The following is a 23461-nucleotide window of genomic DNA, read 5'->3' on the forward strand; positions in this document are numbered from 1 at the left end:
GGTTCAGGGACGGGCGGTAAAGTGCTCGCCAAGCATGTGCTTGGCAAACAGCGCACTGGGCAAACGTGCTTGATGAAGTGCTTGGCGATTCCAGGGACGGCAAATGTCACTCAATGCGCATTCGATGCTGTCCATGCAATGCTCAAAGCTTAAGTCGCTTGTGACCATGCGCGCGGCGCGCTGGCCGATGCATTCGAGATTACCCGGGTTCTCAAGGAACTGCTCGATCGCCTTCGCGAGAGACTCGGGCGTGCGATCGATTTTCAGGGCATGCACTGCGTCGACCAGCCGCTCGTTGCAGCCCGCGTCCCGCGTGACGATGGGCACTACGCCGCACGCTGCGGCCTCGATCGGCGCAAAGCCAAATGGCTCTCTGCTGTGCGTCGGAAAAAGGAATACGTCGTACTCGGGCAGAAGCGCCATGATTTCCTTTTGTGTGCGAGCGCCCAGGAAATTTAGATATTCACTGATGTTGTGCTGCGCGGCCAAAAGCAACCACGGCTCGGCAGCCCCGAAACCATAGATATCAACTCTGAAATTCGTGTGGCCTGCCTTCACGAGCAACGCACAGGCAAGTACGATGATTCCTATCCCTTTATGAGCCCCCAGCGAGCCTGCGGCGACCATGCGAAGCTGTCCGCCCTCCATGTAGTTCGTCCTACGACGGACGAGGGACATGTCCACCCATCCTGGAATGACCTTAGGCTTCTTCTTGAACTGTACACCGGTTGTTTCACGGATTTCCGCTAGCACATGCTCGCTCATCGCGATCGTATGGGCATCATCAAGAAGTGATACCTCGTGGCGGGCAAAAAGCGAAGAGGCGACGGGTTTGACTCCCCCCAGGAGATACGTGGGGATCGTATCCATCAAGTGCATCAGCCATGGCGCGTCAACTTGCTGGAGCAGATCAAGCAATGCCATGCCGCCGATGCCCCAAATGTGCCACGCATACACCACATCCGGCTCGAAGCTCTTCAAAAAGTCCAGTAGCGTCGCCGAGTTGGCGTAGATGGAACTCCCCATCTCATAGGCTTTGCCCTCGATTAACTCGGCCGTATGGGGCTCAACAGGCCCATAGGCGCGCAGCACGAAGACACGCTTAAGCCAATCGGGATCTTGCGGGGTCGCAAACGGAGCTCTGGCTGCGAGTACGACCACATCGTGACCACGCTGCCTCAGCGCACGCGCCACAGCCTCGCAGGCTATTTCATAACCTCCTAGCACATAGGGAGGGAAGAGATTACTGAGAATAAGAATGCGCAACCGACTTCCCCTGTAGACTTTTTATTTTTTGCGCGTGCACTTTTGCATAGAAGGTGCCAAGTCGTTGACCATAGCCGACCAGTCCAGCAGCCTGTATGACGTGTGCCCGCGCGGCGCTGGATGCGGTCGTCACAGGCCAGAAGCCTGCCATGTGCCTCGTGAGCAATGACTGCAGCTCGTCTTGGTTCGTGAACACTGCGCCAAACTGCGCATCTGTCACCAACTCGGGCAATGACCCACCATCCGACGAAACGACAACCGGCAATCCGCAGGACATCGCTTCTAGCGTTGTCAATCCCATCAGCTCCGTTTTAAGCTGAACACTTCCGTAGACATCGGTGATGCACGAAGCCTGCAAAAAAACAGACGAACTCTGATACAAGCCGAGCAAGTCGTCATCTTGGGCGTCGTGGATAAATTCCACATCTTTCCCACGAGCAAGCTCACCCAGAAAAGCCCGGTAAGCGTCGTGGTACACCCTGCCGACAACCTTGAGCTTTAGGCCGGCAGGAAGCGCTTTGATAAGTCGGTCGATCCCCTTGTGAGGCATTATTCGGCTCACGCAGATCGCGCTGGGGTTGGCCGGCTTCGTTGCAGCTGGGACAAACTTGTCGGTGTCGATCGGACCACTGATGATCAGAGAGTCGCTTCGCACCGAGGACGCAATCATGGCGTGGGCGTAGCGCGAGATGGAGACGATACCGTCGGCCATGGCGAGTCCACCTTGCAGCATGATGGGGCTAGCGCCCCCACCCAGATCCGTCAAGACGACAGTCTTACCAAGAGAAGCGGCCACGCAGCATGCGTATGCGCCGAAGTCAGTCAAAGACTGATGCACGTGGACGACGTCAAAATTTTCAAACTCGCGCCACAGATAGGACGAAACCGCATCCATCGGGGTTCTTAAACCTCTCTGATTTGGCAGCACCCGAACAAGCGACTGGCCTCGGAGGGATACCTCTGGCTCCTCGCCGATTGCAACCATGGCTTGCTCGATCTCTGGTGCGCCCGCAGACAGTGCCAACCTGACGTTGTCAACCCAGCGCTCACCACCACCCACCACGCTGGTCGGAGAAAACCAGGTGGGACTTGCATGCAACACTCGAAGCTTTGTCATCATCTTGTCGAGAGAGTATAGGGGCATCATTTCACGCCAAGGTTAGCCCTTCCAAAATCTCGGCACCCTTAATGTCGTTTTTGCAATTCCAGACCAGCATTCCATTTTTTTACACTCGACATAACATAAATTTTCATAGCAGCGGTTCTCTCAGGTGGCGCTGGCTCTAGGCTTGGCCCGTTTCACGGCAAGCCTGTCCCTGGCCTTTCATGAAACTCGGCGACTCCGCGCTGCTACAACAGGCCATCGAACGCGGACAAGCATGTGGCACGAGCTACCTAAGGAACGTCTTGCATAGGCACCTACCGGATTGCAAGAACTCGTATGCGTGACAATTCAGGAGGCAGAGCTGCTCTGTGTCATTCGCGTGCAGTTGCCAATGCCCAAAGGTGGCGATGCGCAGGGCGCGTCCGGGAGCAACGGCGTACCCTTTGCGATATGAACGCGGTGGATGCGTCCCAGCAATGCGCTGTTTTCTTCGGGTCCAGATTGTCGCCAGCGACGCGCAGCGCAACAACTGATCGCGAGATGTACGCCATCGGTTGTTAAGTGGGGCTCGAATTAACTGGTGGATTCCAGATATCGCAACCCGAAGACTGGACATCCGTTCATTCAAGCCGGATCAAACCCAGGCGCCGAATTGATCTCCGTCGGCTTGTAGATCTTGTGCTGCGCCACGCCGCTGCCGGCGTCGGTCACCACCAGCAGGCGCCACAGCGCCTCGCGCTTGGAGCAGTCGCTTTCTTCCTTGCTGAGCTTGAAGCTGGGCACGCCGGGCGCGGTGCCCTTGACGACCACGCGCAGCAGGGTCTGGCCCTTGGCGTTGGACACTTCGAGGTCGAAGCCCTTGCCGGTCATGTTCTCGGCCTTGTAGCCGTAGCCGGTGAAGTGCTTGACGACGTATTCGAGAGCCGCGGCCTGCACCTGTTCGGGCGATGCCTTGTTGTCGCCGCCGCCTGCCGCGCCCGCATTGGCCGTGGTCGAGATGGGTTGCGGCACGTTGCCGCGCGCCCTGGCGGCCTGCACTTCGGCGTCGGTGGGCGTCCAGCCCTGCGGGCCGCGCACAAGCACGGCCAGCTTGTGCTCGGGCTCCCAGCTGGCGACGTGCCATTCGTCGTCGTCGCGCACGCGGGTGGACACCTTGGCGTCCTTGTTGCTCTCGACTTCGAGGATGGCGATGCGGTTGGTCTGCACCACGGCGCGGAAGCCGCTGCCGCTGTCATAGCTGCGCTTGAGCAGCGCGAGCCGGTCTTTGGCGCGCTGTATCTGTTGTGCGTTGCGTTCGCCGCCGCCGGCGCGGTGGTGCACGTCGAGCGACTCGAGGTAGAACCAGCGCCCGTTAGCGGCCACGTTCACCCATTCGGCCCAGATGGTGGCGATGATGTTGTCGCCGGTGGCCAGCCAGGCATGCTCGAAGGGCTTGTCTCGAGCGTCGAACACACCCATTTTTGCAACGATCTCGACCGGTGTGAGCCGTGGGCCCGAGAGCCGCATCTCGTCGATCACAGTGAGTACGCGGGGGTCGACTTCCTTGTCCATTCAGTGGAATTCTGGTGAGTTTGAGGGGGTGGGGAGTATGCCGCATCGACCGGCAGGGCAGCCGGTGGATGCGGGCGTGGGCGCATCAGGCGCCGCTTCAGCCGGCGAACGGCACGCTGCGGTAGGGGCTGCGCGCATCGCCGAGCAGCATTCGGTTGGTGCGAAGCAGATGCTCTTCGCGCGCATCGGAGTACTTCCAGATGAGCCCGCCCGCGATGTATGCGGCGCTCACCTGCGACCAGCTGGAATAGGCCTCGCGCACCTTGGTGGCCAGGCCGCCGGCAAAGCCCGCGAACTCGGCGCGCTCGATGTAGCCGAGCTGCACCGCCCAGCGCGAGAGGCTGGCAAGGCGCACGGCGTCCCACGCGACCAGGTCGGGCACGTCGGCCGCGGAGACCTGGAAGTGCTTGCGCAGGGCCTCGACCCAGCTCGGGCTGCCCGTCATCAACGCCGACAGCTCCTGCGTCGACTTGCCGCTCTGCGCGGCGAGCTGGCGATAGTCGAGGCTCTTGCGCGCCTTGATCTGGAAGAACGCGGGAAAGAAGGCCTCCATGGCCATCCGCAGCAGCATGGGCGTTTCCCGCGTGGCGGTGTCGATGGCAGCCACGGCATTCCACAGCGGGCGGTAGGCCGAGCGCTGGCCCTCGTCGACCAGCCAGCGGGCGGTCTGCTCGAAGCTGGCGCGGTCGTGCACGCTCCAGACGTCGGCGATGCCTTCGCGCAGCACGTCGTTGTCCTTGCCGGTAGCCACCGCGTTCACGAAGTCGCCATTGAAAGCAGACAGCGGCGCACTGAGCGTGACCAGCCATTGCTCTTGGCCCGTGAGCACCTCGGCGGTGTCGAAGTGAAGCTTGTCGTTGTCCATCAGCGCGTGGCCGAGGGTATCCATCATCCCCATTGAAACTCCCTGTGATCGAAGCCAAGCGGACCGGGTTGGCGTGGCGGGCACGCCGCAGCCCGCGGAACGGCACATGTTAACCAGCACGGGCGGCAGGATACCGAGGGCCACGGGTAAAATGAGAGCAATTCTCATTTGCCGCACTCTCGTTCCATGCCTTCCCCCGCTGCGACAGCCCCGATCGATGCGCTTTACCGGGAGCACCGCGACTGGCTTCAAGGCTGGCTGCGGCGCCGGCTGGGCGACGGCCACACGGCCGCCGACCTGACGCAAGACACTTTCGTTCGCGTCATCAGCGGCGGCCAGGCGCAGGCGATCCAGGAGCCGCGCGCCTACCTGACGACGCTGGCGCAGCGGGTGCTCTACAACTTCTGGCGCCGCCGCGAGCTGGAGCGCGCATGGCTCGACGCACTTGCAGCGCAACCGCAGGAACTGGCGCCCTCCCCGGAAACCTACGCGCTGGTGCGCGAAGCGGTCGAAACCATCGACCGCTGGCTCGACGGCCTGCCGCCCAAGGTACGCGAGGCTTTCCTGCTTCGCCGGCTAGAGGGCCTGGCGCATGCCGACATCGCGGCGCGCATGGGCATCTCGATCACCTCGGTCGAGCGCTATGTGAAACAGGCCATCGTGCATCTCTACACCTGCCCGGTGCAGGCGGAGGCCTGAGATGGCTGCGCACGCCCATGCACTGCCGCTCGATGCGGTCACCGAGCAGGCCATCGACTGGCTGGTGCGGCTCGACTCGGGCCACAGCAACGATGGCGACCAACAGGCCTTCGCGCAGTGGCTTGCCATGGCCCCAGCCCATTCCGCCGCATGGATGGACCTGCAGCAGCGCTTGAACCAGCGGATCTCGCCCGCGTTGAGCCAGTTGCAGGCCGACGGCCATGCATCCCCCAGCGTCCGCGCCCTGAGCACGGCTGCGGGCCATCGCCCAGGCCGTCGCGCACTGCTGGGCAGCGCCGCGGTGGCTTTGCTCACGGCCGCTGGCGGCGGAATCTGGTTCAACCGGCGCATGCCGCTCATGGCCTGGTCCACCGACCTGCACACGGGCACGGCCGAGCGCCGGCGCTTCGCGCTGGAAGACGGCAGCGACCTGCTGCTCAACGCGCGCTCGTCGGCCGATCTCTATTTCAGCTCGACGCAGCGCCTCGTGCGCTTGCGCGCGGGCGCGTTGATCGCCCAGGTCGCGGCCGACGCGCTGCGGCCCTTCGTCGTGCAGACCGCGCAGGGCACGGTGCGCGCGCTGGGTACGCGCTTCATGGTGCAGCAGGAACAGGGGCGCACGCTGGTGTCGGTGCTGGAACACAGCGTGCGGCTGGCCCCGGGCGACGAAGGCGCCGGCATCGCGTTGGAGCAAGGCAGCAGCGCGTGGATGCAGTCGGACCGCGTCGAAGCGGTCTTCGCCACGCGTGTCGACCCCAGCGCCTGGTCGGCGGGCGTGCTGGAAGTGCATGACCAGCCGCTGGCCGACGTGCTGGACGCGCTGCGCCCGTACACGCCTGCCGTGTTGCGCGTGAGCGCCGCGGCCGCGCGCGTGCGTGTCTTCGGCGTCTACCCGCTGGACCGGCCGATGCAGGTGTTGCAGGACTTGGTGGACACGCTGCCGCTGCGCGTGCGCCGCTGGAGCGATCTGGTTGTGTACGTGGACGTGCGCGACGCATGAGCTGACGGGTTTTCGCACCCTCGCGGGACATACAGGGTTGAACACTCCGATCAACCCAGACAGAACCGACGAGGAATGTCCGACGTGACGCTCTCCCCTATTTCACCGGCCCGCCCGAAGGCCGGCCCACCCCTGCCGACGCGCAAGGCCACACTGGCGCTGGCCGCACTGTTCGCATGCGGCAGCGCATCGTTCGCGCAAGCGCCAACCGCATCCCCGGGCGCTCCCGCTGCAACCGACGGCGCCCTGGCATGGAAGCTGCCCGCCGATGAGCTGGGCATCGTGCTGGCACGCATCGCCCGCCAGAGCGGCCGCACCATCAGTGCGGCACCCGCGCTCGTGGCCGGACGCCGGGCGCCTGCGGTGCAAGGGCGCCTGACCGTGGCGCAAGCGGCGCAGCAGGCGCTGGCCGGCAGCGGACTCGCGTTGGCGCAGACACCGAGCGGCACGCTGACGGTGGTCGCGTCCGAAAGCAGCACGGCGCTGCAGTCCACGCCTGAAGCGGGCTCCACGCTGGCCGAGGTGCGCGTGACGGCGCAGGCCGACCGCACTGGCACCACCGAAGGCACTGGTGCCTACACCGCCAGGGGGCCGAGCAGTTCGGCCACCGGCCTTGGACTGAGCCTGAAGGACACGCCACAGTCGATCAGCGTGATCACGCAGCAGCGCCTGGAAGACCAGAACCTCACCAGCATCGGCCAGGTGCTGGCGCGCACGCCGGGCCTCTCGACCTCGACGCTGGGCACGGAGCGCACCAGCGCCAGTGCGCGGGGCTACCCGATCACCAACTACCAGCTCGACGGGATCAGCACGCACAGCGAATTCCTGGGCCTGGATGCGCTGCCCACGCAGAGCATCGCGGACATGGCGCTGTACGACCGCATCGAGGTGATGCGCGGCGCCTCGGGCCTGACCACGGGGGCGGGTGATCCGTCCGGCATCATCAACATGGTGCGCAAGAAGCCCACGGCCGCGTTCCAGGGCGTGGCGGAGGCCAGCGTCGGCTCGTGGGGCGACCGGCGCGGCATGCTGGACATCTCGACCCCGCTGAACGAATCGGGCAGCGTGCGCGGCCGGATGGTGGCGGTGCACCAGGAAGGCAACAGCTACATCGACTACTACCGCAAGAAGAAAGAAGTGTTCTACGGCGTGGTGGAAGCCGACCTGACCTCCACGCTGAAGCTCACCGCGGGCATCGACCATCAGGAAAACCGGTCGCGCGGATCGCTGTCTTACCTGGGCTATCCGCTGTTCAACAGCAGCGGCGAGCAGGTCGACTTTCCGGTGTCCTTCAACGGCGCGAGCCGTGACAACCGCTTCAACACCAATTCGACCAGCGGCTTCGTGACGCTGGAGCAGTCGCTCGCCAACGACTGGAAGCTCAAGCTCTCGGCCAACTACCTGCGCTCGAAGCAGCGCGAAGACTCGGTCTACCTGGCGGTCAACAGCAGCCTTTTCGACAAGTTCACCGGCGACGGACTGAACCTGAACGCCGAGCGCCGCGACTACAACCTGCGCAACAAGACGGTGGACCTGAAGCTGACGGGCCCGTTCACCTTGTTCGGCCGCCAGCACGAAGCCGTGATCGGCGCCGACTACACCGACTTCCGCAGCCTCACCAACGGCAGCTTCGACATCTCGGGGCTGCGCAATGCGCCAGTCAACATCTACAGCTGGAACAACACGGGCACGCCGGTGTTCGGGGACCGTTACGTCACCTTCGACAGCACGCGGCGGCAAAAGAGCATCTACGGCGCGGGCCGCCTCCAGCTGAGCGACCAGTTCAAGCTGGTGGTGGGCGGCAAGCTGCTTGACTACGACAGCGACTACATCACCGACACCACCGACGGCTACCACACGAACTCGCCTTCGTCCGAGCGGCGCGTGTTCACGCCCTATGCCGGTCTGCTGTACGACCTGAACGAGAACCACACGCTCTACACAAGCTTTGCCACGATCTACAACCCGCAAAGCTCGGTCGACCGCAAGGGCGCGCTGCTCGATCCGCAAAAGGGCGACACGTACGAGGCCGGCATCAAGAGCAGCTTCCTCGACGGCCGGGTGACTAGCAGCGCCGCCGTCTACCAGATCAAGCAGGACAACGTCGCGGAGGCGGACTCGGGTTACTTCGTTCCGGGCACCACGACCACGGCCTCGCGCGCCATCAAGGGCGCGACGACGCGGGGCATCGACCTGGAGCTCAACGGCACGCTGGCGCGCGGCTGGAACGTGGCTGCGTCCTACAACTTCAGCACCTCGAAGGACCCCAACGGCCAGCGCATCAACACCACCTTTCCGCGCCAGATGGCTCGCCTGTGGACCACCTATCGCATGCCCGGCGACTGGCGGCGGCTCACGCTGGGCGGCGGCGTGGACTGGAGCAGCGGCTTCTACTACACGGGAGAGGCCTGGCAGATCGAACGCACGGTCACCGCACGCCAGGGCGCCTATGCCGTGGCCAGCCTGATGGCTCGGTACGAAGTCAACGATCAGCTCTCTCTCACGCTCAACGTGCAGAACTTGTTCGACCGCAAGTACATCTCGTCGGTTTCGGGCTGGTGGTACTCGGGCACGTACGGCGCGCCGCGCAACGTGCAGCTGACGGCGCGCTACAAGTTCTGATAGGGCACCAAGCCGCTCGGGCGGCGGCAAACCACGCGGCATTGCGGTCGGCGGCTGCGCTGAAGGGAAAGTCGTCCATGCGGGTGATGAGGCTGGGAATGGTTGGCGGCCGCGGGTACCAAGCCGATTCAGCCGCCACCCCCCATGCGCTCGACGTTCGCGTCGACCCGCAGCAGCAGCGCCGTCAGCTGCTCGACCTCTTCGGGGGAAAAGTCGGCCAGCGCCTTTTCCACGTGCGCATCCATCAGCAGCTTGGCCTTGGGCAGCCGCTTGGCGGCCAACGGCGTGAGCGAGATCAGGCGGCTGCGCTTGTCTTCCGGGTCGTCCACGCGTTCGACCAGCCCGTCGCGCTCCATGCGCGCCAGCAGTTGCGCCATGCTGGGCTGCTCGACCTGTGCGATCCGCGCGAGCTCTGCCTGCGACAGCGCCTTGCTCTTTTTCAGCGACACCAGCACCGGCAACTGGCCGGCCGCAAGGCCCAGCTCACGCAGGCCGCCATCGACGATGCGCGTGAATCCGCGGGCCACGCGGCCCAGAAGCTTCAGGGGGTTGGGTTCGGGGGTGTCTGCCATGCCGTCATTCTACTTTCATAGGAGCCTATGCTAATATGAATAGGAACCTATCTTTATTCGAAGTCGATCGAATGAACAAGCATCCCCGCATCGCCATCGTCGGCGCCGGTCCCGGCGGCCTCACGCTGGCGCGCCTCCTTCACCTGTCCGGCGTCCACGCCACCGTGTTCGAACGCGACGAAGGCCCGCTCTCGCGCCCGCAAGGCGGCACGCTGGATCTTCATGAGGACTCGGGCCTGCTCGCCATCGAGGAGGCCGGCCTCGGCGATGCCTTCCGCCGCTTCGCACGCTATGAAGACCAGGGCTCGCGCCTGCTCGACAAGTCAGCCCGCGTGCTGTTCGAGGAGCCCGATCCTTCGGCCGGCAACCGCCCCGAGATCGACCGCACCGCGCTGCGCGACATCCTGCTGGCCTCGCTGCCGGCCGACTGCGTGCAATGGGGCCGTGCGCTGCGCGACCTGCGGCTTCAGGAGGGTGGGCGCTGGAACCTGCTGTTGGCCGACGGCGAAGCCGGCCCCTTCGACCTGGTGGTCGGCGCGGACGGCGCATGGTCGCGCGTGCGGCCGCTGCTCTCGCCGTACAAGCCGCAGTACAGCGGGCTGACCTTCATCGAGTTCGGTATCGATGACGTGGACGACAGCCATCCGGCGCTCTCCAGGCTGGTGGGCCGTGGCAAGCTCGACGTGGAAGGCGACGGCAAGCTCATCATCGCGCAGCGCAACGGCAATGCGCAGATCCGCGGCTACGCGATCTTCCGCGTGCCGCCCGACTGGGCTGCGAAGCGCTTCGACTTTGCATCGCCCGCCGCAGTGCGCAGCGCGCTGATCGACGAGTTCGCAGGCTACGCCGACGCCCTGACCGACCTCTTCCGCGCCAGCAACGACCTGTTCGTGCCGCGCCCCATCTACGCACTGCCGGTCGGCCATTGCTGGGCGCCCCGCCGCGGGCTCACGCTGCTGGGCGACGCTGCACACCTGATGTCGCCCTTTGGCGGCGAAGGCGTGAATGCCGCAATGCGCGATGCCGTCGAACTGGCGGCCGCGCTGACGAAACAAGCCGACTGGGGCGGCGCGGTGACCGCCTGCGAAGCGCAGATGTTCGAGCGCGTCGCCGAAGTGGCCGAGCGCTCGGCCGAAGGCGCGGCCATCCAGATGTCGCACATCGGCGAGGCACTGTCGCTCGAACATTTGCGTCAGCACCGGGCCTCCGCAGCCGCCTGAGCCCTCCGCCCGGGCATCCCGGCATATATCGATTTGACTTTCTTTTAGATATATCTAAAATAATTTAAGACATACATCGAAAAGGATGCCCACCATGAGACATTTCCACTTCGGCCACCACCACTGCCACACCGCGCGCGGCGAGCATGAAGACGGCCTTTCCGGCGGCCGCGGACACCGTGGCGGGCGCGGCGGCGGCGCCGGCGGCCGCGTGTTCGGCCACGGCGGGCTGCGCTTCGTGCTGCTGCAGCTCATCGCCGACAAGCCCGCCCACGGCTACGAATTGATCAAGGCCATCGAAGACCGCCTCGGCGGCAGCTACGCGCCGAGCCCCGGCGTGGTCTACCCCACCCTCACGCTGCTCGAGGAGCTGGGCTACCTGAGCGTGGAAACCGCCGACAACGGCGGGCGCAAGCGCTACAGCATCACCGCCAGCGGGCAGGAATTTCTCGCGGCCAACCGCGAGACGGCCGACGCCATGATGGCCCGCATGAGCGGCGGCGTCGACGGCGCCGGCCCGCGCGGCGGGCGCCCGCCGCAAGTCACGCGCGCCATAGAAAACCTCAAGCTCGCCATGCGCATGCGCCTGTCGGGCACGCCGCTGACGGAGCAGCAAGCGCACGACTTTGCCGCCGTGCTCGACAGCGCCGCACAGCAGATCGACAAGATCTGAGTCACCACCACCGAATCTCAACCCGCCCTGTTCCCACAGGATTCATGCAATGACTGACTTCAGTACTTCGCCAACCGCCTCCGCACCCGACCGCACGCCGCGCCGGGTGCGGCATGAACTGCGCTTCCGCCAGCTCACGGTCAAGACCGTGGAGCGCGTGACGCCGCACCTGATCCGCGTGACGCTCACCGGCGACGACCTCGCGGGCTTCCACAGCCCCGGCTTCGACGACCACGCCAAGATCTTTTTTCCCGATGCCGCCACCGGCAAGCTCACGCTGCCGACCGCCGGCCCCGAAGGCCCGGTGTGGCCCGCGAGCGGCCGCCCCACCATGCGCGACTACACGCCGCGCCGCCACGACGCCCAGGCCGGCACGCTGGAAATCGACTTCGCGCTGCACGACGCCGGCCCCGCCACGCAATGGGCCGAACAGGCCAAGCCCGGCGACATCCTCGGCGTGGGCGGCCCTCGCGGCTCGTTCATCGTGCCGACCGAATTCGACTGGCACCTGCTGATCGGCGACGACACCGCCCTGCCCGCCATCTCGCGCCGCCTGGCCGAGCTGCCGGTCGGCGCACGCGCGGTGGTGCTGGCGGAGGTCGACAGCGAAGCCGACGAGCTGCCCTTCGAGACCCGCGCCGAACTCACGCTGCACTGGGTGCACAGGCGCGGCGCCGAGCCGGGCACCAGCCCCGTGCTGCTCGACGCGCTGAAGGCCGCGAAGCTGCCTGCCGGCGACTTCCATGCGTGGGTAGGCTGCGAATCGGCCATCGCCAAGGCGCTGCGCGCGCATCTGGTGGGCGAGCGCGGCGCGAATCCGAAATGGACGCGGGCCTCGGGCTACTGGCGCAAGGGCGCGGTGGCGACGCACGACACCCACGACGAGTGAGTTGCTTTGCTCCTTCCCCCGCTGGGGGAAGGCCGGGATGGGGGCAAGCGGCGTTAGATAAGCCACGCTGGCCATTCATAGGCCGCCGAGCCCCCACCCCTGCCCTCCCCCAGCGGGGGAGGGAGAAATTCAATGCGGCACTTCCGCCGGGCCCGACGCCGCCGCACTGCGCTTGGGGCTGCGAATCAGCAGCAGCAGCGGAATCGCGAGCACCGTGATGATCATCATGATCGCGAAGTCATCCAAATAGCCGACCAGCGCCCCCTGCCGCGTCACTTCGGCATTGAGCAGCGCCAGCCCGGTCATCGTGTCCGGCGACATCATCTGCGGCAGCGTGGAAAGCGCCTGGTTGCCGGGCGCCACGGTCGAGGCGATCTGCGCATGCGCCTTGCTGGAGCCTTCGGTCAGCAGCGCCTGCACGATCGAGATGCCCACGCTGCTGCCGATGTTGCGCAGCAGGCTGAAGATGGGCGTGCCCTGGTTGCGCAGCCGCGGGGCCAGCGTGGCGAAGGTGGCGGTCGACAGCGGCACGAAGGTGAAGCCGATGCCCAGCCCCTGGATGAAGCCCGAGACGACGATCAGCGTGCTGTCCATCTGCAGCGTGAGCCGCGTCATCTGGTAGAGCGAAAACGCGGTGAGGCTGAAGCCCACGGCCATGATGGCGCGCACGTCCACCTTCTGCACCAGCCGCCCGACGATGATCATCGCGATCATGGTGCCGACGCCGCGCGGCGCCGTCACCTCGCCGGTGTAGACCACCGGGTAGCCCATCAGGCCCTGCAGGAAGTTGGGCAGCAGCGCCATCGTCGCGAACAAAATCATGCCGACGATGAAGGCAAACAGCAGGCCGGTGACGAAGTTGCGGTCCTTCAGCAGGTCGCGGTCGAAGAAGGAAACGCCCTGTACCGTCCACGTATGGACCACGAAGAAGCCGAACGCCACCAGCGCGGCGGCCGCTTCGAGCTTGATCTCCCACGAGTCGAACCAGTCCAACTGCTCGCCCCGGTCCAGAAAGAGCTGCAGCATGCCGATGGCCAGGCTCAGCGTCACGAAGCCGAAGATGTCGAGCTTCTCGCCCTTGGGCCGGCTCTCCGGCAGATATCGCGCAATGCCCCAGAAGGCGAAGATGCCCACCGGCAGGTTGATGAAGAACACCCAGCGCCAGTCGAAGTTCTCGGTGAGCCAGCCGCCCAGCAGCGGCCCCAGGATGGGCCCGACCATGATGCCCGCGCCCCAGATCGCCATGGCCTGGCCGACCTTCTCGCGCGGGTTGATGTCCAGCAGCACCGCCTGCGACAGCGGCACCAGCGCCGCGCCGAAGATGCCCTGCAGCAGCCGCGCCGCCACGATGCCGACCAGCGAGGTCGCGAGCCCGCACAGCGCCGAAGCCACGGTGAAGCCGATCACCGAGATGATGAAGACCCGCCGCCTGCCCCAGTGCCCGCAGAGCCAGCCGGTCAGCGGCAGCGCGATGGCCGAGGCCACGATGTACGAGGTCAGCACCCAGGTGATCTGGTCTTGCGAGGCCTGCAGGCTGCCCTGCATGTGCGGCAGCGCCACGTTGGCGATTGTGGTGTCCAGCGCCTGCATGATGGTCGCCAGCATGATCGAGATGGTGATCATGCCGCGGTGCGGCACCGTGGTTCCGGGCGCGACGCTCATGGCTTCTGCCCTCCGCCAGAGGTGATGTCGACCAGGCTGCCGTGCACCTTGCCGAGCAGGCCCAGCAACTGGGCACGCTCGGCCTGCGACAGCACCGACATCACGCGGGCGTTGAGCCCGTCGCTGATGCTCAGCGCGGCGTCGAGCGCTTCTTCGGCGCTGGGCTCCAGGTGGATCCTGTTGACGCGGCGGTCGGTCGGGCTGGGTTCGCGCCTTATCCAGCCTGCCGCGGCCATGCGGTCGCACAGGCCGGCCACGGCCATCGGCGTGAGGTCGAGGCGCTGCGCGAGTTCGGCCTGCGACAGCGGCTCGTCTTCGTCATGCATGGCCAGCGCGCCGAGCAGGCGGCACTGGGCGCTGGTGAGTCCGATGCGTTCGCGCGCGAGGCGGTCGAACTCTTCGCTGTAGAGCTTGCCCACGCTCTTGACGAGGAAGCCGAAGCGCTGGGTGAAGTCCCTTTTCATAAGGGACTAGATTATCTACATGTTTATTAGTTTGGCATTAGCGAGCGCCGGCACCCGTCAGAGCCAGCCGGCCCGCCTGAAGCGGTAATACAGGTAGCTGCAGGTGCTGACGATCAGCGCCAGCGCCACCGGGTAGCCGTAGCGGAATTTCAGCTCCGGCATGTGCTCGAAGTTCATGCCCCAGATGCCGGCGAACGCGGTGCACACCGCGAAGATGCTGGCCCAGGCGGCGAGCCGCTTGGTGACTTCGCTCTCCTCGATGGTCACCATCGACAGGTTCACCTGGATGGCGGTGGCGATGGTGTCGCGCACCGCGTCGATGGAGCCGTTGATGCGGCCCAGGTGGTCGCCCACGTCGCGGAAATACTCCTGCGAACTCATGCAGATCTGCGGCACCCGTCCGCCGTGCATCTTGCCGGCCGCCTCCAGCAGCGGCGCCACGGCGCGCTTCAGGGTCATGCTGCGGCGCTTCAGGTCGTACAGCTGCTTGATCTTGTCGCGCGCCGCGCCGCCCTGCCCGAAGATCTGCTGTTCGATGGTCTCCAGTTCCACTTCCAGCGCGTCGATCACCGGAAAGTAGCGGTCGACCACCGCGTCCATCAGCGCATAGAGCACGAAGCCCGCGCCGTTGCGCAGCAGCTCGGGTTCGCGCTCGCAGCGCTCGCGCACGCCCAGGAAGCCCTGCTGGCTGCGGTTGCGCACCGACAGCACGTAGTTCTTGCCGACGAACACGTCGACCTCGCCCACGTTGGTGCAGTGCTCGCCCTCTGGCGATGGCTCCACCAGGTGCATGACCACGAACAGCGAATCGCCGTATTCCTCCACCTTCGGGCGCTGGTGGCCGTGGTGGGCGTCTTCCACCGCCAGCGGGTGCAGGTTGAATTCCTTCTGCATTTCGCCGAGCTCGGCGTCCGAGGCGTCGCTGAGCGCCACCCATACGAAGCAGCCCGGCCGGGAGATGTAGTCGCTGATGTCCTCGACCGAGATGTCGGCGAGCTTGGAGCCGTTTTCATAGGCGACGCAATTGATGAGCATCGGTACTCCCGCAGTTCACGTTGGTGCAATCTGCGCATGGTGCCACGAGGCGGCGGCAGTGGCTTGCGGCGCGCGTGTCACAGCCGATTCAGGTTGGTCGGCTAGAGTTCGCGCTCGTCCGCCTGGCAAACGGACATATAAATAGATGAGGGGGGAGGATCATGGAAACAAGTTCGTACGGGGAATCGATCAAGTGAAGCGGGACGTTGCCCTTGCAAAGGCCCTGCTTCTGGCCGTCATGGTTTCGGTGTCGACTGCCACGGCCTGGCAGCTCTGGGTGGTGCGCCACCAGACGCTGGCCGCGGCCGACACCAACAATCTCAACCTGGCGAAGGCGCTGAACATCTATGCCGAAGGCGTCTTCACGCAGAGCGACATGCTGCTGCAGGGCGTGGCCGACACCCTGGTTTCGGAAGACGACGCGCACGGGCACCTGCAGCGCGTGCAGTCGCTGATCGAGCACCAGAAGCGCATGCTCGACCAGCTCGATGGCGTGGCCGTCCTCGACGCCCAGGGCAACTGGCTGCTGTACTCCAAGGGGCAAGTCCCGCCGGGCACCAACAGCGCGCAGCGGCCCTACTTCACGCACCATCGCGAGACCCGCTCGAACGAGATCTTCATCAGTCCGCCGCTGCGCAACCCGTTCTCGGGGGAATGGGGAATCACGGTCAGCCGGCGTCTGGAAGACCGCGAGGGCAGATTCGCCGGCGTCGCGGTCATCGGGCTGGGCCTGGCAAATTTCCTGCGCGCCTTCGGCACCATCGCCCTGGGCAGCAGCGGCACCATCAGCCTGACGACCAACGCCGGAAAGATGCTGGTGCTCTATCCCTACCGCGAACAGGACATCGGGCTCGATTTCTCCAAGTCGGCCAACTTCCAGCGCCACTTTGCCGGCACGGTGGGCACGGCCTCGTTCCGCTCCAGCATGGACGGGCGGCAACGGCTCTACGCCTTCCGCAAGAGCGACCGCTACCCGGTGCTGACCACGGTCACGCTGCGCCACGACGAGGCACTGCAGGCCTGGCGGCAACAGGCACTGCTCACGGTCGGCGTGGTGGGGGCCCTGCTCGCGGCAATGGCGGCGGTGGGCTGGCGGCTGATCATCAACATCGGCCGGCGTGTCAGCGCCGAGGCCTCGCTGAGGGCCGCGCGCGAAGACCTGCTGCAGGCCAACCGCCGGCTGGCGGTGCTGGCCACGCAGGACCAGCTCACCGGGCTGGCCAACCGCCGCAGCTTCGACGAGGTGCTGTCTCAGGAATGCCGCCGCGCGGTGCGCGAAGGAACCAGCCTCGCGCTGCTGCTGCTCGACCTGGACTACTTCAAGCGCTTCAACGACGAATACGGCCACGTGGCCGGCGACCAATGCCTGAGGGCGGTCGCAGACGCCTTGCGGCAATGCGTCAGGCGCCCGGGCGACCTGGTGGCGCGCTACGGCGGCGAGGAACTGGCGGTCATCCTGCCCAACACCGAGCTGCCGGGCGCCCTGGCCGTCGCCGACCAGCTGCTCGCACATGTGCGCGAGCTGGACATTCCGCATCGCGCCAGCCCGCATGAACGTGTCACTGTGAGCATCGGCGCGGCCACCCTGTGGGGCACGCAGGCCAGCGGGCCCGAGCAGCGGCTCATCGAGGCCGCCGACAGCGCGCTGTACAGGGCCAAGGAAATCGGGCGCAACCGCGCGATGGGGCATGAAGAGCCATTGGATGGCCGGGCGCCCGGCTGAGGCCGGCAACAGCCCGGCGTGGCGCGCACCGAACGTAAAATGCCCCGGCATTCCGCCCGTGCACATGCGGGCTCCGGCGCCGCGCTCCCCCATGCACTCCCCCAGCAAGCCCCCCCAGTTCCGCGGAGGCAGGCCGCCGCTCCATGGCGCCCGGCACTGCCGCCCCCGCGCGCCGGTGGCACGGATCGCAAGTTATTGATTGAAATGAACAAGTCAGACGTCTCTGCGCACACGCCCATGATGGCCCAGTACCTGGGCCTGAAAGCCGACCATCCGGACACCCTGCTGTTCTACCGGATGGGCGACTTCTACGAGCTCTTCTGGGGCGACGCCGAGAAGGCCGCGCGCCTGCTCGACATCACGCTCACCCAGCGCGGCCAGTCGGCCGGCCAGCCGGTGGTGATGTGCGGCGTGCCCTTCCACGCGGTCGACACCTACCTCGCGCGGCTCATCAAGCTGGGCGAATCGGTCGCCATCTGCGAGCAGGTGGGCGAGGTCGGCGTCAGCAAGGGCCCGGTCGAGCGCAAGGTGGTGCGCGTGGTCACGCCCGGCACGCTGACCGACGCCGAGCTGCTCAACGACAAGAGCGAATCGCTGCTGCTCGCCGTGCATGCCGGCTCGCGCAATACATGCGGGCTGGCCTGGCTCAGCGTGACCGGCGCCGAACTGCGGCTGGCCGAATGCCCGGCCGACGCGCTCGAAGCCTGGATCGCACGCATCGCGCCCAGCGAATTGCTCTACAGCGCCGAGGTGACGCCGGCCTTCGAGCAGCGCATGAAGGCCGCGCGCGGCGCCACGCCCTTCACGCTGTCGATCCGCCCCGCGTGGCAGTTCGACGGCGGCCTGGGCGAGCGCAAGCTCTGCGAGCAGATGGGCAGCAACAGCCTGGCCGCCTGGAACGCCGAATCGCTGACCAACGCGCACGCCGCAGCCGCCGCGCTCCTGGGCTATGCCGAGCACACGCAGGGCCGCGCGCTGTCGCACGTGCAGCGCCTGTCGGTCGAGCGCGACGGCGACCTGATCGAGCTGCCGCCCACCACGCGCCGCAACCTCGAACTGGTGCAGACGCTGCGCGGCGAAGAATCGCCCACCATGTTCTCGCTGCTCGACACCTGCATGACGGGCATGGGCAGCCGGCTGCTGAAGCGCTGGCTGCTGTCGCCCCGGCGCGACCGCTCCGAGGCCCAGGAGCGGCTCGAAGCCATCGGAGCGCTGCAGGCCACGGTGCTCGGCGCCACGGCCGCACCCTGGCGCACGCTGCGCGAGCAGCTCAAGAACACCAGCGACGTGGAGCGCATCGCCGCCCGCATCGCGCTGCGGCAGGTGCGCCCCCGCGAGCTGCTGGCGCTGCGCCTGGCGCTGGCCAAGGCGGAGCAACTGGCGCCGCTGCTGCCCGGCGGCGCCGCTCTGCTGGCCCGGATCACCGAGCGCCTGGCGCCGCCGCCGGGCTGCGCCGATCTGCTGGCGAGCGCCATCAAGCCCGACCCGTCGGCGCTGGTGCGCGACGGCGGCGTCATCGCCACCGGGCACGACGCCGAACTCGACGAGCTGCGCGCCATCAGCGAGAACTGCGACGACTTCTTGCTGAAGCTCGAAGTCAGCGAACGCGAGCGCACCGGCATCAGCAACCTGCGGGTGCAGTTCAACCGGGTGCACGGCTTCTACATCGAGGTGACGCAAAGCGCGCTCTCGAAGGTGCCCGACAACTACCGCCGCCGCCAGACGCTGAAGAACGCCGAGCGCTTCATCACGCCGGAGCTGAAAGCCTTCGAGGACAAGGCCCTGAGCGCGCAAGACCGCGCACTGGCCCGCGAGAAGTGGCTCTACGAACAGCTGCTCGACGCGCTGCAGCCCTCGGTGCCCGCGCTCACGCAGCTGGCCGGCGGCATCGCCACGCTCGACGCGCTGTGCGCGCTGGCCGAGCGCTCGCACACGCTGCACTGGCGCGCGCCGAGCTTCGTGTCGCACCCGTGCATCGAGATTTCGCAGGGCCGCCATCCGGTGGTGGAGGCCCGGCTGGCCGAAAAGTCTTCGGGCGGCTTCATCGCCAACGACACGCAGCTCGGGCCGCAGCAGCGCATGCAGGTCATCACCGGCCCCAACATGGGCGGCAAGTCGACCTACATGCGGCAGGTGGCGATCATCGTGCTGCTGGCTTCCATCGGCTCGCACGTGCCGGCGGCCGCCTGCCGGCTGGGGCCGATCGATGCCATCCACACCCGCATCGGCGCGGCGGACGACCTGGCCAATGCGCAGTCGACCTTCATGCTCGAGATGACCGAGGCCGCGCAAATCCTGCACAGCGCCACCGCCCAGTCGCTGGTGCTGATGGACGAGATCGGCCGCGGCACCAGCACCTTCGACGGGCTGGCGCTGGCCGCGGGCATCGCGGCCCAGCTGCACGACCGCAGCAAGGCCTTCACCCTGTTCGCCACCCACTATTTCGAGCTGACCGAGTTTCCGGCCACGCACCACGGCGCGGTGAACATGCACGTGAGCGCCACCGAGGCGGGCCGCGACATCGTGTTCCTGCACGAAATGCAGCCCGGCCCGGCCAGCAAGAGCTACGGCATCCAGGTGGCGCGGCTCGCGGGCATGCCCGCGGCGGTGGTCAACCATGCCCGGCAGGCGCTGGAAGCGCTGGAGTCGCAGCATGCGCAGACCCGCGCCCAGGTCGACCTGTTCGCGCCGCCCCCGGTGGCCGAGACGCCGCTGGTCAGCGCCGTAGAATCCGCGCTGGCTGCGCTCGACCCTGACGCCATGAGTCCGCGCGAAGCCCTCGATGCCCTGTATGCCCTTCAAAAATTGAACAAACGTGAACTCGGTGCCGCGTGATCGGGCACCGTTCATGCAAGATGAACTCATGACTTACTGCGTAGGCATCAAACTCAACGCCGGCCTGGTGTTCCTGTCCGACTCGCGCACCAACGCGGGCGTGGACCACATCAGCACCTTCCGCAAGATGATCGTCTACGAGCAGCCGGGCGACCGCGTCATGGTGCTGCTGTCGTCGGGCAACCTGAGCATCTCGCAGTCGGTGCGCGAAATCCTGCAGATCGAAGAACTGCGCGAGACCCGCGAAGACGGCACGCCCGGCGACCCCATCACCATCTGGAACGCCAAGAGCATGTTCGACGCCGCCCGAGTGCTGGGCTCGGCGGTGCGCCATGTGTACGACCGCGACGCCGAGGCGCTCAAGCATGCGGGGCTGGACTTCAACGTGTCCTTCATCTTCGGCGGGCAGGTCAAGGGCGAGGGCATGCGCCTGTTCCTGGTGTATGCGGCCGGCAACTTCATCGAAGCCACCACCGAGACGCCCTACTTCCAGATCGGCGAATCGAAGTACGGCAAGCCCGTGCTCGACCGCGTGCTCACCCCCGAGACCCCGCTGGACGAAGCCGCCAAGTGCGCGCTGGTGTCGATGGACTCGACCATGAAGTCGAACCTGTCGGTCGGCCTGCCGCTCGACCTGGTGGTGTACGAGGCCAACAAGCTCGAGACCGACCGCGTGATCTGCATCGACGCCGACAACCCCTACTACCGCATGATGCACAACAGCTGGGGCCAGAAGCTGCGCGAGGTGTTCGACAGCATCGAAGACCCGGTGTGGGACGACGGCCATACCGAGCATCCGCTGAAGATGCCGGCCACACGCCACAGCCCGCTGCGCAAGATCTCGACCCCCGACGAAAAGCTCATCTGAACGAAGCCTCGGCCATGGCCATGCCGCCCGTCGTGTTCTCGCACGGCAACAGCTTTCCCGCCAGCACCTACCGCGTCGTCCTCGACAGCCTGCGCAATCGCGGCTTCGAGGTGGACGCCATCGAGAAATTCGGGCACGACCCGAAGTACCCCGTCACCGACAACTGGCCGCACCTGGTGCAGCAGCTGGCCGACTTCGCCAAGGCGCGCGCCGACCGCGCGGGCGGCCCGGTGTTTCTCATCGGCCATTCGCTTGGCGGCTTCCTGAGCCTGATGTGCGCGGCGCGGCATCCCGAGCTGGCGCGCGGCGTGGTGCTGATCGATTCGCCCATCCTCGGCGGCTGGCGTGCGAACACGCTCAACATGGTCAAGCGCACGCCGCTCATGAAGAGCATTTCGCCCGGCGCGGTCAGCCGCAAGCGCCGCAACAGCTGGGAGCACCGCGAGGCGGTGTTCGAGCACTTCCGCAGCAAGAAGGCCTTCGCGAAATGGGACGAGCAGGTGCTGCACGACTACATCGACCACGGCACCTTCGACAGCGACGACACCCGCGCCCTGAGCTTCGACCGCGACGTCGAGACCGCCATCTACAACACCCTGCCCCACACCCTGGGCGCACTGCTGCGCGCGCACCCGCTCAAGTGCAAGGCCGCCTTCATCGGCGGTCGCCAGTCGGCCGAGATGAAGCGCGTGGGCATGGCGATGACCCTGCAGGTCACCAAGGGCCGCATCACCATGCTGGACGGCTCCCACCTGTTCCCCATGGAAAAGCCGCTGGCCACAGCCGCGGCCGTGGAAGCCGCGCTGCGCAACCTGCTGTGACCCGCGTCGTCAGCCCTTGGTGACGTGCACCCCGGGCCGCTGGCCCGCATTCCACTTGCCGCCGAGCGCCCGCTCGATCTGCGCGGCCAGCTGAAGCAGCAGCCCGTCATTCGCCTGCGCGGCCTGCGCCTGGATCCCCAGCGGCAGGCCGTTTTCCTGCGAGGCCATCGGCAGCGAAATGCCCGGCATGCCGCAGAGATTGGCCAGCGGCGTGTACGCGAAGTTCTTCCACAGGTTGGCGAACCAATCGTAGACGGAAGGGTTGGTGCTCGTCGTGAGGTACTCGCTGGTGCCGACCTTGGGCGTGGGCAGCGCGGTCACGGGCGTCAGGATGATGTCCCACTGCTGGAAGAAGTTGCCGAAGGCGCGCGAGGTGGTGTTGAACACCGCCTGCATCTTCGATCGCTCGGTGTACGAGGTGTGCAGCCCCGCTTCCCAGATCTTGATGTTGATCGGCTCCAGCAGCTCCGCCGGCGGGCGCTCCAGCCCCAGGCGGTGCAGGTGGCCGTCGATGACCTGCGCGAAGTTGCTGATGTAGCAGGTGGTCTGGGCCGCGAAGGCGGTCTGGAAGTCGACCTCGGGCAGCGCCCATTCGACATGGTGGCCCAGCCCTTCGAGGAACTTGCCCACGCGCTCCAGCTCGGCCACGAAATGCGGCGTGGCGCGGAAGTCGCCCCACTCGTGCGACAGCGCGATGCGCAGGCGGCCCGGGTCTTTCTTGATGAGTTCGCTGTACGGCTCGGCCGGCGACCAGAAGGGCATGAACTCGCCCGGTGCGCCGCCGCGCGCGTTGTCCACGAAGGCGGCGGTGTCGCGCACGGTGCGGCTGTGGCAGCCCTGGATCGACACCAGGCCCGACAGGTCCGACAGCCCAGGTGCCAGCGAGAACACGCCGCGCGACACCTTCAGGCCGATGTTGCCGTTCACGCCCGCCGGAATGCGGATGGAGCCGCCGCCGTCGGTGGCGTGCGACAGAGGCAGCACGCCCGCCGCGACCACCGCTGCGGTGCCGGCGGACGAGCCGCAGGTGGTGTATTCGAGGTCCCACGGATTACGGGTGACGCTGATGGAGTTTTCTGCCGAGCTGCACACGCCGAACTCGGGCGTGGTGCTGCGGCCGACGATGTTGAGGCCGGCCTTGCGCAGTTGCTGGGTGAGGAAGCTGTCGGCCGCGGGGCGGTGGCCCTGCATCATCATGGAGCCGAATTCCTGCAGCCGGCCCTTGAGGGTGGGGCCCAGGTCTTTCATGAGGTACGGCAGGCCCGCGAACACGCCTTCGGGGTTCATGCCGTCCTTGAGCGGATCGGCCACCACGTCGTCGAACACTTCGACGACGGCATCCAGTTGCGGGTTGACCTTCGCGATGCCGGCGGCGGCCTGCGCTGCAAGTTCCGCTGCGGTCACCTCGCCTTTGCGTACCCGTTCGGCCAGGCCGATGCCGTCATGCGAGGCCCATTCGTCCCAGCTCATTGCCAAAGTCATTTCTTCGTTCTCCGTTTGTGTTCAAGATGAGGTTGTTGGTTCAGGGCGCGTGCGCAGGCCACCGGGTACTCCCCTCCGCGAATGTCCCCCGGCCTGCGGCCTCCTCCTT

19 protein-coding genes are annotated in these 23461 nt (G+C 66.3%); 10 read left to right on the forward strand and 9 right to left on the reverse strand.

What is annotated here, in order from left to right; genetic code table 11:
* Positions 1–3 precede the first annotated feature (3 nt).
* The 4 genes from QRN67_RS15355 to QRN67_RS15370 all read right to left on the reverse strand — a co-directional run bounded on the left by QRN67_RS15355 (position 4) and on the right by QRN67_RS15370 (position 4814).
* On the reverse strand, positions 4–1227 hold the full coding sequence (locus QRN67_RS15355) for a glycosyltransferase family 4 protein (RefSeq protein WP_285412468.1): 1224 nt from the start codon (positions 1225–1227) through the stop codon (positions 4–6).
* A 16-nt stretch (positions 1228–1243) separates the two neighbouring features.
* Positions 1244–2386 carry a glycosyltransferase family 4 protein gene (locus tag QRN67_RS15360; protein WP_285412452.1) on the reverse strand — a complete coding sequence of 381 codons (1143 nt, stop codon included), beginning with the start codon at positions 2384–2386 and terminating at the stop codon, positions 1244–1246.
* Positions 2387–2995: 609 nt separating this feature from the next.
* Positions 2996–3922 (reverse strand): protein NO VEIN domain-containing protein, encoded by a 927-nt coding sequence (locus QRN67_RS15365; RefSeq protein WP_285412453.1) that lies wholly within the window; start codon positions 3920–3922, stop codon positions 2996–2998.
* A gap of 97 nt (positions 3923–4019) precedes the next feature.
* Positions 4020–4814 (reverse strand): DUF1266 domain-containing protein, encoded by a 795-nt coding sequence (locus QRN67_RS15370; RefSeq protein WP_172839788.1) that lies wholly within the window; start codon positions 4812–4814, stop codon positions 4020–4022.
* Between the two features lie 159 nt (positions 4815–4973).
* On the opposite strand from QRN67_RS15370, the gene QRN67_RS15375 reads away from it, so the two are divergent.
* The 3 genes from QRN67_RS15375 to QRN67_RS15385 all read left to right on the forward strand — a co-directional run bounded on the left by QRN67_RS15375 (position 4974) and on the right by QRN67_RS15385 (position 9108).
* A complete protein-coding gene (locus tag QRN67_RS15375; protein WP_081266517.1) occupies positions 4974–5486 on the forward strand; it encodes a sigma-70 family RNA polymerase sigma factor in 513 nt (170 codons plus the stop codon).
* A gap of 1 nt (position 5487) precedes the next feature.
* Positions 5488–6486 (forward strand): FecR family protein, encoded by a 999-nt coding sequence (locus QRN67_RS15380; RefSeq protein WP_285412454.1) that lies wholly within the window; start codon positions 5488–5490, stop codon positions 6484–6486.
* A gap of 84 nt (positions 6487–6570) precedes the next feature.
* Complete coding sequence (locus QRN67_RS15385; protein ID WP_285412455.1) at positions 6571–9108, forward strand: TonB-dependent siderophore receptor; 2538 nt, start codon at positions 6571–6573, stop codon at positions 9106–9108.
* A 128-nt stretch (positions 9109–9236) separates the two neighbouring features.
* Here QRN67_RS15385 and QRN67_RS15390 read toward each other — a convergent pair whose 3' ends face one another.
* On the reverse strand, positions 9237–9680 hold the full coding sequence (locus QRN67_RS15390; protein WP_081266514.1) for a MarR family winged helix-turn-helix transcriptional regulator: 444 nt from the start codon (positions 9678–9680) through the stop codon (positions 9237–9239).
* Between the two features lie 71 nt (positions 9681–9751).
* Here QRN67_RS15390 and QRN67_RS15395 point away from each other — a divergent pair, with 71 nt between their 5' ends.
* The 3 genes from QRN67_RS15395 (at position 9752) to QRN67_RS15405 (ending at position 12462) form a co-directional block, all read left to right on the forward strand.
* On the forward strand, positions 9752–10900 hold the full coding sequence (locus tag QRN67_RS15395; RefSeq protein WP_285412456.1) for an FAD-dependent oxidoreductase: 1149 nt from the start codon (positions 9752–9754) through the stop codon (positions 10898–10900).
* A 94-nt stretch (positions 10901–10994) separates the two neighbouring features.
* Positions 10995–11573 (forward strand): PadR family transcriptional regulator, encoded by a 579-nt coding sequence (locus tag QRN67_RS15400; RefSeq protein ID WP_285412458.1) that lies wholly within the window; start codon positions 10995–10997, stop codon positions 11571–11573.
* Positions 11574–11622: 49 nt separating this feature from the next.
* Positions 11623–12462 (forward strand): siderophore-interacting protein, encoded by an 840-nt coding sequence (locus QRN67_RS15405; RefSeq protein WP_285412460.1) that lies wholly within the window; start codon positions 11623–11625, stop codon positions 12460–12462.
* A 129-nt stretch (positions 12463–12591) separates the two neighbouring features.
* Here the strand turns inward: QRN67_RS15405 and QRN67_RS15410 are convergent, their stop codons facing one another.
* Genes QRN67_RS15410 through QRN67_RS15420 form a run of 3 tightly spaced genes read right to left on the reverse strand, consistent with a single transcriptional unit; the run spans position 12592 to position 15623 of the window.
* The gene (locus QRN67_RS15410; protein WP_106935039.1) at positions 12592–14124 is read right to left on the reverse strand and encodes a DHA2 family efflux MFS transporter permease subunit; all 1533 of its coding nucleotides are present in this window, start codon (positions 14122–14124) and stop codon (positions 12592–12594) included.
* On the reverse strand, positions 14121–14588 hold the full coding sequence (locus tag QRN67_RS15415; RefSeq protein WP_106935040.1) for a MarR family winged helix-turn-helix transcriptional regulator: 468 nt from the start codon (positions 14586–14588) through the stop codon (positions 14121–14123). The genes QRN67_RS15410 and QRN67_RS15415 overlap by 4 nt, the downstream gene beginning before the upstream one ends.
* Positions 14589–14645: 57 nt before the next feature.
* Positions 14646–15623 carry a magnesium and cobalt transport protein CorA gene (locus tag QRN67_RS15420; protein WP_285412462.1) on the reverse strand — a complete coding sequence of 326 codons (978 nt, stop codon included), beginning with the start codon at positions 15621–15623 and terminating at the stop codon, positions 14646–14648.
* Between the two features lie 193 nt (positions 15624–15816).
* Here QRN67_RS15420 and QRN67_RS15425 point away from each other — a divergent pair, with 193 nt between their 5' ends.
* The 4 genes from QRN67_RS15425 (at position 15817) to QRN67_RS15440 (ending at position 21870) form a co-directional block, all read left to right on the forward strand.
* Positions 15817–17346 carry a diguanylate cyclase gene (locus tag QRN67_RS15425; RefSeq protein ID WP_172839787.1) on the forward strand — a complete coding sequence of 510 codons (1530 nt, stop codon included), beginning with the start codon at positions 15817–15819 and terminating at the stop codon, positions 17344–17346.
* A gap of 204 nt (positions 17347–17550) precedes the next feature.
* Positions 17551–20181, forward strand: a complete 2631-nt coding sequence (gene mutS / locus QRN67_RS15430; RefSeq protein WP_285412463.1) for a DNA mismatch repair protein MutS — start codon at positions 17551–17553, stop codon at positions 20179–20181.
* A 28-nt stretch (positions 20182–20209) separates the two neighbouring features.
* Positions 20210–21049 (forward strand): proteasome-type protease, encoded by an 840-nt coding sequence (locus QRN67_RS15435; protein WP_106937498.1) that lies wholly within the window; start codon positions 20210–20212, stop codon positions 21047–21049.
* 20 nt (positions 21050–21069) lie between these two features.
* Positions 21070–21870 (forward strand): alpha/beta fold hydrolase, encoded by an 801-nt coding sequence (locus QRN67_RS15440; protein WP_285412469.1) that lies wholly within the window; start codon positions 21070–21072, stop codon positions 21868–21870.
* 9 nt (positions 21871–21879) lie between these two features.
* Here QRN67_RS15440 and QRN67_RS15445 read toward each other — a convergent pair whose 3' ends face one another.
* A complete protein-coding gene (locus QRN67_RS15445) occupies positions 21880–23352 on the reverse strand; it encodes an amidase (protein WP_285412464.1) in 1473 nt (490 codons plus the stop codon).
* Positions 23353–23461 lie beyond the last annotated feature (109 nt).

It is taken from the genome of Variovorax sp. efr-133-TYG-130, assembly GCF_030208835.1.
In the GTDB taxonomy this organism is placed as follows: Bacteria; Pseudomonadota; Gammaproteobacteria; order Burkholderiales; family Burkholderiaceae_C; genus Variovorax.

Excerpts from the sequence above, each read along its gene's own strand:
- QRN67_RS15405 (WP_285412460.1), top strand. The coding sequence starts at position 11,623 with ATGACTGACTTCAGTACTTCGCCAACCGCCTCCGCACCCGACCGCACG.
- QRN67_RS15370 (WP_172839788.1), bottom strand. The coding sequence starts at position 4,814 with ATGATGGATACCCTCGGCCACGCGCTGATGGACAACGACAAGCTTCAC.
- QRN67_RS15445 (WP_285412464.1), bottom strand. The coding sequence starts at position 23,352 with ATGACTTTGGCAATGAGCTGGGACGAATGGGCCTCGCATGACGGCATC.
- QRN67_RS15400 (WP_285412458.1), top strand. The coding sequence starts at position 10,995 with ATGAGACATTTCCACTTCGGCCACCACCACTGCCACACCGCGCGCGGC.
- QRN67_RS15395 (WP_285412456.1), top strand. The coding sequence starts at position 9,752 with ATGAACAAGCATCCCCGCATCGCCATCGTCGGCGCCGGTCCCGGCGGC.
- QRN67_RS15435 (WP_106937498.1), top strand. The coding sequence starts at position 20,210 with ATGACTTACTGCGTAGGCATCAAACTCAACGCCGGCCTGGTGTTCCTG.
- QRN67_RS15415 (WP_106935040.1), bottom strand. The coding sequence starts at position 14,588 with ATGAAAAGGGACTTCACCCAGCGCTTCGGCTTCCTCGTCAAGAGCGTG.
- QRN67_RS15360 (WP_285412452.1), bottom strand. The coding sequence starts at position 2,386 with ATGATGACAAAGCTTCGAGTGTTGCATGCAAGTCCCACCTGGTTTTCT.
- QRN67_RS15380 (WP_285412454.1), top strand. The coding sequence starts at position 5,488 with ATGGCTGCGCACGCCCATGCACTGCCGCTCGATGCGGTCACCGAGCAG.
- QRN67_RS15365 (WP_285412453.1), bottom strand. The coding sequence starts at position 3,922 with ATGGACAAGGAAGTCGACCCCCGCGTACTCACTGTGATCGACGAGATG.
- QRN67_RS15410 (WP_106935039.1), bottom strand. The coding sequence starts at position 14,124 with ATGAGCGTCGCGCCCGGAACCACGGTGCCGCACCGCGGCATGATCACC.
- QRN67_RS15375 (WP_081266517.1), top strand. The coding sequence starts at position 4,974 with ATGCCTTCCCCCGCTGCGACAGCCCCGATCGATGCGCTTTACCGGGAG.
- QRN67_RS15440 (WP_285412469.1), top strand. The coding sequence starts at position 21,070 with ATGCCGCCCGTCGTGTTCTCGCACGGCAACAGCTTTCCCGCCAGCACC.
- QRN67_RS15390 (WP_081266514.1), bottom strand. The coding sequence starts at position 9,680 with ATGGCAGACACCCCCGAACCCAACCCCCTGAAGCTTCTGGGCCGCGTG.
- mutS (WP_285412463.1), top strand. The coding sequence starts at position 17,551 with ATGAACAAGTCAGACGTCTCTGCGCACACGCCCATGATGGCCCAGTAC.
- QRN67_RS15420 (WP_285412462.1), bottom strand. The coding sequence starts at position 15,623 with ATGCTCATCAATTGCGTCGCCTATGAAAACGGCTCCAAGCTCGCCGAC.